The sequence below is a fragment of the Bacillus sp. CGMCC 1.16541 genome (assembly GCF_003184905.1).
Lineage (GTDB): Bacteria > Bacillota > Bacilli > Bacillales > Bacillaceae_H > Priestia.
The window spans coordinates 25,673-41,066 of record NZ_QFRU01000027.1 but is presented as its reverse complement, the minus strand read 5'-3'; the positions used below and the strand labels follow the sequence as shown (position 1 = coordinate 41,066).

The following is a 15,394-nucleotide window of genomic DNA, read 5'->3' as shown; positions in this document are numbered from 1 at the left end:
TCTACTTTTGTTACCCTTTAACAGTCTCTGCATCTAACTCTCTCGCACCATCACCCACTTGGACGACGTAGAAGTCTGCTGTTAATTTTGTTTTTTCATAATACGATTTGTTTACTTCTTCAATAAATGTATCTACATACTCGTTCTTTACAATACTAATTGTACAGCCACCAAAGCCCGCACCTGTCATTCTTGAACCGATTACACCGTCTTGAGCCCACGCCGCTTCTACTAATGCATCTAATTCTGTTCCTGTTACTTCGTAGTCATCGCGTAATGAACGATGTGATTCATTCATTAACAGGCCAAAACCTGTTAAATCACCTGCTTGAAGTTTAATAACAGCTTCTTTCGTACGTTCATTTTCATACACAGCATGCTTCGCTCTTTTTTGATGAATGTCATTTTTAATCAAATGTTTAAATTGTTCAAATTGTTGACTCGTTAAATCCCCTAATGAAGAAATGGAAAGCTCTTGTTGTAAGTCTTTTAAAGCTGCATCACACTCACTACGGCGCTCATTGTATTTAGAATCTGCTAACCCTCTACGTTTATTTGTATTCCCAATAATTAAAGACGCATCTTTTAGCTTTAAAGGGCTGTACGTATAATCGAGTGTTTGGCAGTTTAACAGAATTGCAGCATCTTGTTTTCCCATTCCAATCGCAAATTGATCCATAATCCCGCAACTCACACCAATAAACTCATTCTCTGCTTGTTGAGAAGCCTTAACAAGTGAGATAGTATCTAAGTTAAGTTGAAATAACTCATTTACCACAACAGCCGTTGCTAACTCAATTGAAGCAGATGAAGAAAGCCCTGCTCCATTCGGGATGTTTCCATAGAATAGAATATCGAAACCTGTTGAAATGGTTTGTCCACTTTTTCTTAAAACATCAATTACTCCTTTTGGATAGTTAGCCCAATCATGATCGGTCTGATAGGAAAGGTTATCTAGTGAACATTCAACTGTACCGATATCTTCAAAATTTAAAGAATACATCCGTATTAACTGATCTTCTCGCTTTCGCACAACTGCGTACGTTCCAATGCTTAACGCACATGGAAACACATGCCCTCCATTGTAGTCTGTATGCTCACCAATTAAGTTAACGCGACCTGGTGCAAAGAATACTCTCGCTTCTCCTCCAGGAAAGATTTTATTAAAGTCTATTTTTAATTGATCCATCATCTATCAATCACCTATCTTATTTAAAATTGAAAACGTATTCAACTTCATTGTAAAAGGGAAAGGTGCGAGACTCAATGGTAAATACGAAAGGTGATATCGGTATTTTTTTGCTATTAAGTTTTTATATATGTACGTTTGTTAATAGAAAAATAATTGACTTACTTTCTCTATCAAATCCTTTACTTCTCTATTCCCTTTAAGGTATCCTATAAAACAAGAACTAGAAGAAGGAAAACGATTACGTTCATGTATACTACATGTAGATATATTCATACAAGGAGGGTGAAAATTTGCTATCTCACTTTCAAACAAAAGAATACAGTACATACGCATTTCGCTTTTTAGAACCTTCAACAAATCGTGTCGCTCAAGTTTGGTCTGTTGGATGGGACGAAGCTACCTCTACTTTATATAGTTGGGATGGAAACGAACGAAAAGATGGAGGAAAATATATTTTCCAATACACAATCTCAGGATACGGCATGATTGACCTGAACGGAAAATCATATAAATTAGATGCCGGAAAAGCCTTTATCGTTGGAACGACTGGTGATTATCGCTATTATTTACCGAAAGAAAGCGAGCAATGGGAGTTTCTATTCTTAACCCTATATGGAGATGAAGTGGCTGCTTGTTGGGACTATATTCAACGCAAGTATCATTCTGTTATACGATTTCATCCAGAATCTGCACCGATTCGATTGTTAGCTCAAATTTTTAAACGAGCAGGTGAGCGAAAAATCACAGATTCTTTTCAAGCCTCTAGTCTTTCCTACCGTTTTATTATGGAGCTTTATCAATATGTAAAAACGATGGATACCTTTACAGAAGATTGGCCTGAGAGTATCATTAGCTCCATTTTATTTGCGCGCAATCACTACCAAGAAGAAATCGGACCTGATGAAATGGCTCATGCAGCAAACTTATCACGCTATCATTTTAGTCGACTATTTAAAGAAACAACAGGGATGACTCCAATTCAATATTTAACAAAAATGCGGGTTCAAAAAGCAGCCGAACTGCTCCATCAAACAAAATATTCAATTGAAGAGATTGCTGAAAACGTTGGCTATGCCAATGCAAATTACTTAACAAAAGTATTTCGAAAAATGACCGGGTATACCCCAGGACAATACCGAAAAAGCGATGTTTCCATTGAAGACCATATTATGCTTCCAAAATAAAGGCGATTATCAAGTGATTGATAATCGCCTTTATTTCTGCTCAGGAATTTCTAACGTGACCGATCCATTTTCATAAATAAACGTCATTTTTTTACCTGGCATGACCATGTTCTCTAAAATATCACGTGCCGCTTGAAGTGCAATTTCCGTTCGCTTCATCTTTTCTAGCAATTCATCATCTGTATGAGTCGTTTCGATTGTACGAATCTTCTGTAGCGACTCATCAATGAATTCATACACTTCATCATACACAACATCCACTCGTTCTTTCATACTTCGTAATCCTTTTCCCTTCACTCATTTTTTACTATCATAAATCATTCCAAACAGATTGTACACTTTAAAACGAAGAACGATTCAAACTAGGTGTGAAGAGAACAAAAAAATCTCTCACCTTATCCGTCCAACGAACAGATAAAAGGCAAGAGATTTTTATTTGTCTTACATAGAAGCAAATCCAGCTTCAGAGAATAAAGCGTATACAACAATCATAGCCACAACTGCTGCTATCCCCATTGGATACACAAGTTTCCAAGGTGTTAACTCAACAGCTTCTTTGTCCTCTAGTGTATAGTCTGTATCTCTTGGTGCAATTTTACCGATAATTAACATTAACACTGCACATACTACAAATAGAATTCCTAAAATGTGAAGGAAGTGTAGTCCTGTATCCCATACTAATTGAGTTACAGCATACACAGAAATAAATACAGCTAACGAAACTTTTGCAGCAATTGCTGGTACTCGTTTTGTGACATATCCGATAAAGATAATCGTGAAGATTGGAACGTTATAGAAACCGTTCACAATTTGTAAGTACTGGAAGAATCCTTGCGGTACATTGGCAATTAGTGGTGCAACACTCATAGCGAATAGCGCTAAGAAGATTCCTGCTACTTTCCCGTGACGTACTAACACTTTATCTGGTGCTTTTGGTTTGAAATAAGGCTTATAAATATTTAACACAAACAACGTAACACTTGAGTTCAGAGCTGAGTTAAATGATGATAAAATTGCCCCAAATAACACTGCTGCGAAGAATCCAACTAGTGGTGTTGGAAGAACGTGATTTACTAACTTCGGATACGCTTCCATTGGTTGAAGACCAGGTCCGAAGATGTTATAAGCAATAATACCAGGAATGATTAAGAATGCTGGACCTAATAGTTTTAAAAAGGCCGCAATGATTAGACCTTTTTGGCCTTCTTTTAAGTTTTTAGCTGCTAATGCACGTTGAATAATGTGCTGCGCTGTACCCCAGTAGAATAAGTTCACAAGTAACATCCCTGTAAACATTGTACTAAAAGGAACTGGATCTGAATTGCTTCCGATTGAGTTAAGTTTTTCAGGTGTATTTTCTACAATTGTATTGAAACCTGTGATTGGTGAACCATCACCTAATACTGTTAAACCTAAAATTGGAATCATTAATCCACCAATAAGTAAACCAATTCCGTTAATCGTATCTGAAATCGCAACCGCTTTCAATCCACCAAAAATAGCATAAATTGAACCGATAATTCCAATTGTCCAAACAGTAATCCAAATTGCCGCTGTAGAACTTACACCTAATAACTCTGGAACATTAAAAATACCACTTAACGCTGTTGCTCCAGAATATAAAATAGGAGGCAATAAGTTTAATACATATCCGAATAAAAATAATAACGTAACAATCTGTTTTGTTCCTGAATCAAATCGCTCTTCTAAAAAGTCAGGAATGGTTGTAATACCACCCTTTAAATAACGTGGTAACAAGAACAAGGCAACTAATACTAACGCAATAGATGAACCTACTTCCCATCCCATTACTGACATGTTGTATGCATATCCATCTGCATTTAATCCAACTAGTTGTTCCGTTGATAAGTTTGTTAGCATTAAGGATCCTGCAATCACCCATCCTGTTAAACTACGTCCACCTAAAAAATATCCTTCTGACGTTTCAAGATTATCATTACGTGTCAGACGATATGAAATATAGGCTACTAATCCTGTGAATAATAAAAACGATACTACTGTCATGATGTTCATAGCTGTCACACCCTTACATTCATTTAATAATTACTTCTTACACTTAACTAGGAGATGCTTGTATGACTTTTCTTTTCTCCCCCTATTTGAAACATTCAGTTGTTATGATGATGTTTGTGATTCAACTTGTTTTTTTATTAACAAATGTACCGCTGCTTCATCACTTATCGCTCATCCTTACATTATTGTTCATTTATAAGTTGCAACGCTTATCAGTAAAATCATTAGCATTTATGAACCCTATTCATGATTTGTTTTTCTTTCTACTCTATCTTGTTTCCATCTTTAATCATGTTCTGTTTAACCTACATGAATCGGTTGTCCATTCTTCAAAGCTCTTTGTAATCGTTTGCATCATTCCTTTTTATTTGGCCTTTGCTTGGCTAGCAACGTATGCTTACTATCAGTCACAAAAGAACAACAGATGGATGATTAAACTTTGTACCATGACATTTGTTTTATATCCTATTTCTTCTTTAGTATTGAAATGGCTGATTACAGCAAACTTGTTAATTCCGCTAATTTATCTTCTTTTACTGTGGCAAACAAATGAATCTTCTAAAAAACAACTTGTAAGATAGAAAGCGCATCCAATTTCATATACCACTATATTATTTTGTTAGTTTTCATTCTATAAGCGCTTACAATATGAGTCAATAGTAAAAAAACACACCTAATAGGGTACTTTTTTGCTTTTTGTCTTTTTTAGAACATAAAAAAGGAAGTAGTCTTTCACCATCTACTTCCCTTTCTACTAATTGTATCGTGAAGCAATTATACTTTTTGATGGATAAACGTAAATCCTTCAGCCTCTACATCTACAATTACATCGCTATAATCCGTTATCTTTCCAGCAATTAGTTGTCTTGCTAGTTGTGTTTCTAACTGTTTCTGGATAAAACGTTTTAAAGGTCTTGCTCCATACACAGGATCAAAGGCATTTGTAACAATATACTTTTTTGCTCTTTGTGTTAATGATAAGGTAATATGTCGATCAGCTAATCGAATTTGCAGTAACGAAATTAATTTTTCGACAATACCTCCTACTTCATTCACTGTGAGTGGTTTAAACAAGATTGTATCATCAATTCGATTTAAGAACTCCGGTCGAAAATGTTGACGAAGTTGCGTCATCACTTGCTCACGCGCTTCTTCTTTTATATCTCCTTGCTCAGACAATCCTTCTAATAAGAAGTGAGAGCCAATGTTCGATGTCATAATAATGATCGTATTTTTAAAATCGACTACCTTACCTTTTGAATCAGTAATGCGTCCATCATCTAAAATTTGCAATAAAATGTTGAATACTTCTGGATGAGCTTTTTCAATCTCATCTAATAGTACAACTGAATATGGTTTTCGTCTGACGGCTTCTGTTAACTGGCCCCCCTCTTCGTACCCTACGTAGCCAGGAGGTGCACCAATTAAGCGTGATACGGCATGCTTTTCCATGTACTCTGACATATCAATTCTCACAATTTGCTCTTCACTATCAAATAGTGTTTGAGCTAATGTTTTTGCCAATTCAGTTTTTCCTACTCCAGTGGGACCAAGAAAGATAAATGAACCAATTGGACGATTCTGGTCTTTAATTCCCGCTCTCGCTCGGATGACCGCATCTGTTACAAGGGAAACAGCTTCATCTTGTCCAATCACTCTTTCTTTTAAGATGGACTCTAATTTTAATAGCTTTTCACGTTCTCCTTCTACAAGCTTGGAAACAGGAATACCTGTCCATCTCCCAACAATCTCAGCAATTTCTTCTTCTGTTACTTCTTCTCGAATTAAGCGATTATCTGCTGACTTTTGTTCTGTTTGCTGTTCTAGTGCCTTTAGGTCTTTTTCTAAAGTTGGAATACGACCATGTCGAAGTTCTGCTGCTTTATTTAAATCATATTGATTCTCTGCTTCTTCTAAATCACGTCTTGCTTTTTCTAACTGTTCCCTCATATCTTGTACAGATTGAATCGCGCTTTTTTCTTGCTCCCACTTTAACTTCATAGCATTTGCTTTTTCTTGGAGGTTTGAGATGTCTTGTTGAATGATTTGTAATCGTTCTTGACTGACAGGGTCAGAATCTTTACTTAAAGCTGCTTCTTCAATTTGCAGTTGCATGAGCTTTCTTGTCACTTCATCTAACTCTGATGGCATCGAATCAATTTCTGTACGAATTGTTGCACATGCTTCATCAATTAAATCGATTGCTTTATCTGGCAAAAACCGATCTGATATATAACGATCTGACATCGTCGCAGCACCTACTAGAGCACGGTCATGAATATTTACACCGTGATGGATTTCAAAACGCTCTTTCAATCCTCGTAAAATTGACACAGTGTCTTCAACCGTCGGCTCTTCTACTAACACTTGTTGAAAACGACGCTCTAGAGCAGGGTCCTTTTCAATATATTGACGGTGCTCATCTAGCGTAGTCGCTCCGATACAATGAAGTTCTCCTCGTGCTAGCATTGGCTTTAATAAATTTCCTGCGTCCATGGATCCATCTGTACGTCCCGCTCCTACAATGGTATGAAGTTCATCGATAAACAATAGAATGCGTCCGTCGCTCTTTTTTACTTCTTGAAGAACGGCTTTCAATCGTTCTTCAAACTCTCCACGAAATTTCGCACCTGCGATTAAAGCACCCATGTCTAATGAAAAGACCGTTTTATCCTTTAGCCCTTCCGGAACATCTCTTCTGACAATTCGTTGAGCTAGTCCTTCTACAATCGCTGTCTTTCCAACACCTGGTTCTCCAATCAGTACTGGATTATTTTTTGTTTTACGTGACAGAATTCGAATGACACGACGAATTTCGGCATCTCGACCAATTACAGGATCAATCTTTCCTGCTTTCACTTCTGCCACTAAATCACGTCCGTATTTTGTTAAAGCTTCATATGTAACTTCTGGATTTTGACTTGTAATACGCTGGTTCCCCCTTATTTCTTTCACAACTTGTAAAAGCTTATTTCGTGTGATGTTATAACGAGCAAAGAGTTGACCCACATTTGTGCTCTTTTCATCTACAACACTTACTAATACATGTTCAACCGACACATACTCATCATGTAACTGACGAGCTTCTTCTTCTGCTTTAAGAAGCAGTTGTTGAAGCTTGTTTGTAATGTACACTTTTCCTGCTTCAGCTCCAGACCCTGTAACAATTGGCTTTTTTGCCATCATCTCATTCAATCCATGCTCAAAGGAAGAAATGGATACTCCCAACTTTTCTAACATTCTTGGTGCAATTCCATCACTTTGTTCAAGTAGTGCTTTCATAAGATGATCAACGTCAATTTGTTGATGATGTTGTGAAATCGCAATGGATTGTGCTTTTGAGATAGCTTCTTGTAACTTTTGTGTCATTTTATTAATATCCATCATAATCCTCCATCGTTCAAGAGTTTGACTAAATTTGACCTTCATGAATTTATTATACATTTACCTTTTAATCGAAGTAAAGCCATCCACAATTGGATGGCTTTGTACGGTCACACGTAAAGTTAAGGCTTTGGCATATATGTCCAATGACGATCGGCATTGGATGTTTCAGGAAAACGCTGTCCTGCTTTTAATTTTACTTTTTGTGGATTGTTAACGTTGCTTCCTGTTTCACCAATCTCTATATATAGACCATTGTTCGGTGCTTTTTGACCAGGTGTGAAGTGTCGATTTTGTCCCATGTCACTTCCTCCTTCTAGTGAATTCTTTCAATTATACTATTCCCGTCATCGCTCTTTTTCATAATGGATATGTTTGCTACAGTGAAGAGAAAGCGTGTACATTTTAAAATATAATGAATTATCCTTCACACCAACGAAAAAATTTCTTATACTTATGTAGTTAATCATTGAAAGATACTCTAACTAATTGGAGAGGATATACACTATGGAACAATTTTTACTTATACTAAAGTATTTATTCTTAGGGCTTTTCCAAGGATTCACTGAACCAATTCCAATTTCGTCAAGCGGACATTTAGTATTGGCACAACACTTACTAAATTTAGAAATTGAAGGGTTAAGCTTTGAACTACTTGTCAACACAGCTTCATTACTTGCTGTTTTGCTTATTTACCGTGAAGATATCGTTCGTTTAGTTGTAAATGGTCTTCGTTATCTAAAAACAAAAGACACAAATGCAAAGTCTGATTTTCAATTTATTATTTATTTAATCGTTGCAACGATTCCAGCTGGTGTTGTTGGTGTGCTATTCGGTGACTACATAGAAAGTGAGCTTAAAACCGTTAAAGTATTAGGGTTTGCGCTACTCGCAACGGGTTTTGCACTATGGATCATTCGTAACCTTCGTGGTCGTAAAAATGATGCAGCACTTTCCATGAAAGATGCGATCATTATTGGACTTGCTCAATGTATCGCATTGATTCCAGGTATTAGTCGCTCAGGTGCGACGATCGTAGCTGCGATGCTACGCGGAACAAAACAAGAAACCGCGCTACGCTTTTCTTTTCTCTTGTTCATCCCTGTTAGTTTAGGTGGTACTATTCTAGCGATCACAGACTTATTAAACGATAAAAACCTTGCACAACTTGCTGTTCCTTATACAGTGGCATTTTTAGGTTCACTCGTTGCCTCTTATTTCTCATTAAAATGGTTCATGGGTATCATGGCGCGTGGTAACTTAAAATACTTTGCGATTTATTGTTTTATTGTCGGTTCACTTGTTGTTCTATTCTTATAATAAAGAAAATCCAGCGGCTTCGTTTACCGCTGGATTTTCTTTATTCGTGCGCAAACTTTAGTGCTTGTTCAATTGGTGTTTCTCCAGAAAGAACTTCAAAGTTCTTTCCGATTGTTGTTTCTTCTCTTAAGGACTCTACTAGAATTTTTGCTACATCTTCACGTGAAATTGATTTTGATTTATCTTTAATTTGATCATTCACATCAATCTTCCCTGTCGGTGGATCATTTGTTAACGCACCAGGTCGAACAATTGTATATTGAAGGTTAGATTGCTCTAAGTGCGTATCCGCAATTGCTTTTGCACGTAAATAAAGTTGTAAGCCCTCAGGTCCCTGATCAGGCGCATCCGTTCCCATTGAACTTAGCATTACAAACCTTGCGACACCTTGGTTCTTTGCTTCATCGATTATATTTTTAGCTCCTTCTTGATCGACAGCAATTGTTTTATCGTCACCTGTTTTTGAGCCTGATCCTGCAGCGAAAATGATTGCGTCCATTCCTTTTACAGCGCTTGAAAGATCTTTTTCTAGATCACCTAACACTGTTTTAGCACCCTTTGCTTCTAAATCGCTCGCTTGCTTTTCATCACGAATCATTGCAACAGCCTCAAAAGTATCATCCTGTGCTAGTAAAGAAATCACATGCTTTCCTGTCAGTCCATTTGCTCCTACAACGAGTACTTTCATGATAAATCACCTTTCATTTCTTCTAGTCTACTCTTGGTGTTCCCTGAACATCCTTAAATTAAACATGAGGGTGGGACGTAACGAAACGATTCCTTCTCAAAAACGAACAATGACGTTTCTATTTTCGTTAGGTTATAAGAACAAGTTCGTTCCATTTCGCTCCAGCCACTCGCTTTCCGTGGGGAGGAACCTCAGTCTCCTCGTTCCTGCGAGGCCTCAGCCTTTCCTCTATTTCCCGCAGGAGTCGAGTGTCCTACGCTCCATTCCACTATTCTTTTAAACTTGTTTTCCAAATCAAAAAATATCCGAACGACCAAGAGTGTATAACTCAAGATGGTTCGGATATTTTATCTACTGAAACACTTATGTCCCAGCACCGACGTTTAATCGTTTATAGAATAGCTTGTAACAATGCTTTTTGCACATGCATTCGGTTTCCTGCTTGTTGAAATACAGCAGAGTTCGGACCATCAATAATTGCAGCTGTTACCTCTTCCTCACGATGAGCTGGCAGGCAGTGCAAGAATACATAATCGTCTTTTGCATGCTGCACTAACTCTTCATTAATTTGATACGGTGCAAACACCTGAAGACGTTTTGCGGACTCTTCTTCCTGTCCCATACTCGTCCATACATCTGCATATAGCACGTCTGCATCTTTTGCAGCTTCTACAGGATCTTCTGTAATCGTAATCGTTGAATGGTTCTCTTTTGCCACTTCTTTAGCATACTTCACAACAAATTCTTTTGGCTCATAACCTTTTGGACAAGCAATCGTAAAGTCTATTCCTACTTTTGCACAAGCAATCATTAATGAATGAGCTACATTGTTGCCATCTCCAATGTAAGACACTTTTAGTTTTTGAAAAGTCTTTTTATGCTCGTAAATGGTAAGCAAGTCTGCTAATGCTTGGCAAGGATGAAAGTCATCTGTTAATCCATTAATCACTGGAATATCTGCATGTTTTGCCAACTCAACAACTTTCTCGTGTTCAAATGTGCGAATCATAATAACATCAATAAACTGCGAAAGAACTTTTGCTGTGTCAGCGACCGTCTCTCCTCTACCAAGTTGCAAGTCTTTGCTGTTTAAATAAAGAGCATTTCCACCTAATTGCATCATGCCTGCTTCAAATGATACCCTTGTTCTAGTCGATGACTTTTCAAAAATCATTCCCAATGTTTTTCCTTTAAGGGGTGAAAGGATGTCGCCTTTTAGATGCTTTTCTTTTAAGTCAATAGCATCTTCAATGAGTGATAGAATTTCTTCTGTCGAATAATCCATCAAGCTTAGTAAGTCTTTATTTTTTAAGTTCACATTCGTTTTTATATAAGATAATGAACTTGTCATATCGTCACTTCCTTCTCTTTTTCATTTTGACTAATCCATTCTTGCAAAGACGCAATAGAGGTATGTTGTGCATCAAATGCTTTTAAAAACAGTTGAATCGTGTCTTCCTCTGTCATCACAAGCAGTCCGTGTTTCAATGCTTCCATGCGTGCTTCTTTCTCCTCTTGCTGTAAGCTAACAAATAATAACGCTTCTTTTTTACGAACCCAAGATGATACATCTTCTTCTGCTACAACCGTCAATCCTGTTGCTTTAATCGTTGATACTAGATTATTGCTTACGCTATTTCCTTGAATATAAACTTCATGTGCTTCTTTATGAGACATCAAGTACGAATGAAACACTTTTTTCGCTGCTTCTTCTATCGTAGAAGCGATGGCGATCCCTTCTCCTGTCGATTTCATTTCTGGTCCTACTAATGGATCGACACCTGCTAATTTATTTGTCGAGAACACCGGGAATTTCACTGTCACATGCGAAACATCTGACAGTAATCCCTTTTGTTCGTGAATTTCCGTCAATAATTTCCCAAGCAATACTTGAGTTGATAACGAAATAAGTGGAACTTTCGTGACCTTACTCACAACAGGAACGGTACGACTAGCACGTGGATTTACTTCTAACACGTATACGTTATCGTCTTGAATAACATATTGGATGTTCATAATTCCTTTATAGTTCAATTTCTGTGTAATTTTCTTAGCGTAATCAACTATTTTTTGCTTGTGCGTCTCTTTCAATGTTTGAGACGGTAAGTAAGCATAACTATCACCTGAGTGAACACCCGCTTTTTCAACGTGCTCCACAATCGTTGGAACCAACACATTTTGTCCATCGCACACTGCGTCAATTTCCGCTTCTTTTCCTGGCACATACGCATCTAATAAAATGGGATAGTGCGTTTTATGAATAAGCGGCAAGCATTGTATTAGTTCTCCCTTATTTTGTAATGTCATCATCCCTTTTCCACCAATCACATAGGACGGTCGAATTAAAATTGGGAAGCCAAGTTCTGTCGCTTTTTGAATAAGTTCTTCTTTATCATTTGCCATCTCTCCAGGAACGTGAGGAATATGCAGATCTTCTAATAGTTGATAAAAAAGCTCTCGATCTTCAAGCGTATCAATCATGTTATTCGTAACACCTAAGATCGATATCCCCGCTTCTTCAAGTCCTTTCACAAGGTTGATTGCTGTTTGGCCCCCATACTGCAAAATAACATGGTCCACCTTTTCAGCTTCTAACACATTTAATACATCTTCTACTGTAATTGGTTCAAAGAATAAGCGATTTGCCACTTCAAAATCGGTGCTTACTGTTTCTGGATTATTATTAATGAGAATGGTCTCATAACCTTCTTCTTGAAGAGCCCATACACCGTGAACAGAGCTGTAATCAAATTCAACTCCTTGACCAATGCGAATCGGACCTGAACCAATGATCGCTACTTTTTTATTCGTTGTTGGAGTTAGTTCACTTTCTCCATAGTAGCTTGAATAAAAGTAAGCAGTGGATGACTCAAACTCTGCTGCACATGTATCTACCATCTTGTAGCTTGGGATAATGCGAGCTTCTTTTCGCTTTTGTCTTACGTCACATTCTTTTGTATCCCAAATGCTCGCAAGGTAAGAGTCTGTAAATCCTTTTTCTTTTGCTTCTTTTAATAACTCCATACTTACCTTCTGTAAATTAGTGCTCTTTAACTTTGTTTCCAGTTGCAGTAATTGTTGAAAATGCGTTAAGTAAAATGCATCAATTTTTGTCTGTTCATGAATGTCTTTCACGTCAAATCCTCGACGAATGAGCTCAAAGATAATAAACAGTCGTTCATCGTTTTGTTTTCCTAACTCTTCTTTTAGTTTAGAAGTAGATAGGTCTTTTAACTGTTCAAACTCTAAACCATTCAAGTTAAGCTCAAGGGAAGTGAGCGCTTTTTGGAGGCTACGCTCAAAGTTTCGATCAATGGCCATTACTTCTCCTGTTGCTTTCATTTGCGTACCTAACGTGCGATCTGCATAAAAGAATTTATCGAATGGCCATCTCGGAAACTTAACAACCACATAGTCAAGCGAAGGTTCAAAGCTTGCATATGTGTCTCCTGTTACAGGATTTAATACTTCATCTAATGTATAACCGACTGCTAGTTTGGCTGCAATTTTTGCAATTGGATACCCCGTTGCTTTGGATGCAAGTGCTGAAGATCGACTAACACGAGGGTTCACTTCAATTAAATAATATTGTTTGCTATGAGGGTCAAGGGCGAATTGAATGTTACACCCTCCGATAATCCCCAATGCTGAAATAATTTTAATCGAAGCAGAACGTAGCATTTGATACTCTACATCTGTTAAGGTTTGAGACGGTGCAACTACGATTGAATCTCCCGTATGTACACCAACTGGATCAATATTTTCCATATTACAAATCGTAATACATGTGTTTTGCTTATCACGCATCACTTCGTATTCAATCTCTTTATATCCTGCAATGCTCTTTTCAATGAGACATTGGTGAATGGCACTCTCGCGTAAACCAGAAGTCGCTAACTGCTCAAGCTCATTCATTGTGTGAGCAATTCCACCACCTGTTCCCCCTAACGTATAAGCAGGACGCACAATAACAGGGAACCCAATTTTATTCGCAAATGTCAATGCTTCTTCCACTGTCACCACAATCTCACTTTCGGGTACAGGCTCATTTAATTGCTTCATTAATGAACGAAACTCTTCACGACTCTCTCCTTTTTTAATTGAGTCAATTGGTGTTCCTAATAGCTTCACGTCATACTTTTCTAAAATTCCAGTTTCATGTAGTTCTAGCGCTAAATTTAACCCTGTCTGGCCACCTAATGTTGCAAGCAAACCATCTGGCTTTTCTTTTTTAATGACTTCTTCTACGTAATCCACAGTTAATGGTTCAAAATAAATCTCATCTGCAATGTGTTCGTCCGTCATAATTGTAGCTGGATTGTTATTCATAAGAACAACCTTATAGCCTTCTTCTTTTAACGATAAACAAGCTTGTGTCCCAGAATAGTCAAACTCTGCCGCTTGCCCAATTACAATGGGACCTGAACCAATGACAAGTATTGTTTGTAATGTTTGATCTTTAGGCATATATTTTCTCTCTCCCTGCTTCATTCACAAAGTTGATAAATTCGTCGAAGATATAATTGCTTTCACTTGGACCTGGATGTGCTTCAGGATGATATTGCACCGATAACACTGGTAAAGATTCATGCATTAATCCTTCAACAGAGTCATCGTTAACATTTTTAAAACGAACTGTTAATGGTGTCTGTTTTATACTTTCTTCGTCCACAACGTAACTATGATTTTGAGACGTCATATAGACCTTTTTCTTGACGATATCCATAACAGGCTGATTCGCACCTCGGTGTCCAAACGGCAACTTTTTCGTTTTGCCACCAAATGCTAACCCAATTAACTGATGCCCAAAACAAATCCCAAGTGTCGGATACGCGACCATTATTTTTTTCAATGATGGAAGCTGAAAGGATAACTGTGTTGGGTCACCAGGGCCGTTTGATAATACGATACCATCTGGGTTTAATTGATGAATGACAGACTCTGATGTGGAGTAAGGAACCACCGTTACTTTACATTGACGATTTAACAACTCTTTTAGAATCGACTTTTTATAACCGAAATCCATTAAGACAATATGTTTATCACCTTTTCCGTACGTGTTCATCTCTGTTGTTGATACTTGTTTCACCACTAAGTCCATTTCGTCTTCTTGGACCTTTTCGTTTGCCTCATATGAAGAAACGACCGCTGGCATTGTACCTTCTTTTCGTATTCGTTTAACCACTGCTCGTGTATCAATGTGTGTAATTAACGGGATGTTCCATTTCTTTAAATATTGTTTAAAGCTATACATTGCTTCATAATGAAATCCACTTTCACAACACTCATACACAACCACTGCTGAGACATGTGGCTTTTTACTTTCATAATCATGTTCATTAATGCCATAGTTACCAATCAACGGATACGTAAACACAATAATTTGATTTTTGTATGAAGGATCTGTCACGACTTCTTGATACCCTGTCATTCCTGTAAAAAACACAACTTCACCATTTACTTCTTGCTTTGTCGATGTGTCTTCAAGTATTCCTTCGAACTTATCACCGTTTTTTAAATGTAAATATCCTTTCATTCTGCATCCCTCTTCGAATATTTATTTATTTTAAAGAATTTTTATACATTGTTATC

General features: G+C 37.4%; 12 protein-coding genes. 3 read left to right on the top strand and 9 right to left on the bottom strand.

Going from position 1 to position 15,394, the window contains the following annotated elements; genetic code table 11:
* Positions 1 to 10 precede the first annotated feature (10 nt).
* Positions 11 to 1,192, bottom strand: coding sequence for a galactokinase (locus DIS06_RS17690; protein ID WP_110114562.1), 1,182 nt, complete (start codon positions 1,190 to 1,192; stop codon positions 11 to 13).
* Between the two features lie 290 nt (positions 1,193 to 1,482).
* On the opposite strand from DIS06_RS17690, the gene DIS06_RS17685 reads away from it, so the two are divergent.
* Positions 1,483 to 2,376 (top strand): AraC family transcriptional regulator, encoded by an 894-nt coding sequence (locus DIS06_RS17685; protein ID WP_110114561.1) that lies wholly within the window; start codon positions 1,483 to 1,485, stop codon positions 2,374 to 2,376.
* A 30-nt stretch (positions 2,377 to 2,406) separates the two neighbouring features.
* Here the strand turns inward: DIS06_RS17685 and DIS06_RS17680 are convergent, their stop codons facing one another.
* Both DIS06_RS17680 and DIS06_RS17675 read right to left on the bottom strand, forming a co-directional pair.
* Positions 2,407 to 2,649: a hypothetical protein gene (locus DIS06_RS17680; RefSeq protein WP_110114560.1), complete on the bottom strand. Its 243-nt coding sequence runs from the start codon at positions 2,647 to 2,649 to the stop codon at positions 2,407 to 2,409.
* A gap of 168 nt (positions 2,650 to 2,817) precedes the next feature.
* Positions 2,818 to 4,410: a solute:sodium symporter family transporter gene (locus DIS06_RS17675; RefSeq protein ID WP_110114559.1), complete on the bottom strand. Its 1,593-nt coding sequence runs from the start codon at positions 4,408 to 4,410 to the stop codon at positions 2,818 to 2,820.
* A gap of 62 nt (positions 4,411 to 4,472) precedes the next feature.
* Here DIS06_RS17675 and DIS06_RS17670 point away from each other — a divergent pair, with 62 nt between their 5' ends.
* On the top strand, positions 4,473 to 4,991 hold the full coding sequence (locus DIS06_RS17670) for a hypothetical protein (RefSeq protein WP_110114558.1): 519 nt from the start codon (positions 4,473 to 4,475) through the stop codon (positions 4,989 to 4,991).
* 193 nt (positions 4,992 to 5,184) lie between these two features.
* Here DIS06_RS17670 and clpB read toward each other — a convergent pair whose 3' ends face one another.
* The gene (gene clpB, locus DIS06_RS17665) at positions 5,185 to 7,794 is read right to left on the bottom strand and encodes an ATP-dependent chaperone ClpB (RefSeq protein WP_110114557.1); all 2,610 of its coding nucleotides are present in this window, start codon (positions 7,792 to 7,794) and stop codon (positions 5,185 to 5,187) included.
* A gap of 122 nt (positions 7,795 to 7,916) precedes the next feature.
* The gene (locus DIS06_RS17660) at positions 7,917 to 8,096 is read right to left on the bottom strand and encodes a YjzC family protein (RefSeq protein WP_110114556.1); all 180 of its coding nucleotides are present in this window, start codon (positions 8,094 to 8,096) and stop codon (positions 7,917 to 7,919) included.
* Positions 8,097 to 8,301: 205 nt separating this feature from the next.
* Here DIS06_RS17660 and DIS06_RS17655 point away from each other — a divergent pair, with 205 nt between their 5' ends.
* A complete protein-coding gene (locus DIS06_RS17655) occupies positions 8,302 to 9,114 on the top strand; it encodes an undecaprenyl-diphosphate phosphatase (RefSeq protein ID WP_110114555.1) in 813 nt (270 codons plus the stop codon).
* Positions 9,115 to 9,154: 40 nt separating this feature from the next.
* Here the strand turns inward: DIS06_RS17655 and DIS06_RS17650 are convergent, their stop codons facing one another.
* From DIS06_RS17650 to DIS06_RS17635, 4 genes are all read right to left on the bottom strand, one after another.
* Positions 9,155 to 9,802 carry an SDR family oxidoreductase gene (locus DIS06_RS17650; protein ID WP_110114554.1) on the bottom strand — a complete coding sequence of 216 codons (648 nt, stop codon included), beginning with the start codon at positions 9,800 to 9,802 and terminating at the stop codon, positions 9,155 to 9,157.
* A gap of 391 nt (positions 9,803 to 10,193) precedes the next feature.
* Positions 10,194 to 11,153 (bottom strand): ornithine carbamoyltransferase, encoded by a 960-nt coding sequence (argF, locus tag DIS06_RS17645; RefSeq protein ID WP_110114553.1) that lies wholly within the window; start codon positions 11,151 to 11,153, stop codon positions 10,194 to 10,196.
* On the bottom strand, positions 11,150 to 14,269 hold the full coding sequence (locus tag DIS06_RS17640; RefSeq protein ID WP_110114552.1) for a carbamoyl-phosphate synthase (glutamine-hydrolyzing) large subunit: 3,120 nt from the start codon (positions 14,267 to 14,269) through the stop codon (positions 11,150 to 11,152). The genes argF and DIS06_RS17640 overlap by 4 nt, the downstream gene beginning before the upstream one ends.
* Positions 14,262 to 15,338: a carbamoyl phosphate synthase small subunit gene (locus DIS06_RS17635; RefSeq protein ID WP_110114551.1), complete on the bottom strand. Its 1,077-nt coding sequence runs from the start codon at positions 15,336 to 15,338 to the stop codon at positions 14,262 to 14,264. Before DIS06_RS17635 ends, DIS06_RS17640 begins: the two co-directional genes overlap by 8 nt.
* Positions 15,339 to 15,394 lie beyond the last annotated feature (56 nt).

Bases quoted from the DNA above. Each gene is read 5' to 3' on its own strand.
- argF (WP_110114553.1), bottom strand. From the start codon at position 11,153: ATGACAAGTTCATTATCTTATATAAAAACGAATGTGAACTTAAAAAAT.
- DIS06_RS17655 (WP_110114555.1), top strand. From the start codon at position 8,302: ATGGAACAATTTTTACTTATACTAAAGTATTTATTCTTAGGGCTTTTC.
- DIS06_RS17675 (WP_110114559.1), bottom strand. From the start codon at position 4,410: ATGAACATCATGACAGTAGTATCGTTTTTATTATTCACAGGATTAGTA.
- DIS06_RS17640 (WP_110114552.1), bottom strand. From the start codon at position 14,269: ATGCCTAAAGATCAAACATTACAAACAATACTTGTCATTGGTTCAGGT.
- clpB (WP_110114557.1), bottom strand. From the start codon at position 7,794: ATGGATATTAATAAAATGACACAAAAGTTACAAGAAGCTATCTCAAAA.
- DIS06_RS17660 (WP_110114556.1), bottom strand. From the start codon at position 8,096: ATGGGACAAAATCGACACTTCACACCTGGTCAAAAAGCACCGAACAAT.
- DIS06_RS17635 (WP_110114551.1), bottom strand. From the start codon at position 15,338: ATGAAAGGATATTTACATTTAAAAAACGGTGATAAGTTCGAAGGAATA.
- DIS06_RS17680 (WP_110114560.1), bottom strand. From the start codon at position 2,649: ATGAAAGAACGAGTGGATGTTGTGTATGATGAAGTGTATGAATTCATT.
- DIS06_RS17690 (WP_110114562.1), bottom strand. From the start codon at position 1,192: ATGATGGATCAATTAAAAATAGACTTTAATAAAATCTTTCCTGGAGGA.
- DIS06_RS17650 (WP_110114554.1), bottom strand. From the start codon at position 9,802: ATGAAAGTACTCGTTGTAGGAGCAAATGGACTGACAGGAAAGCATGTG.
- DIS06_RS17670 (WP_110114558.1), top strand. From the start codon at position 4,473: ATGACTTTTCTTTTCTCCCCCTATTTGAAACATTCAGTTGTTATGATG.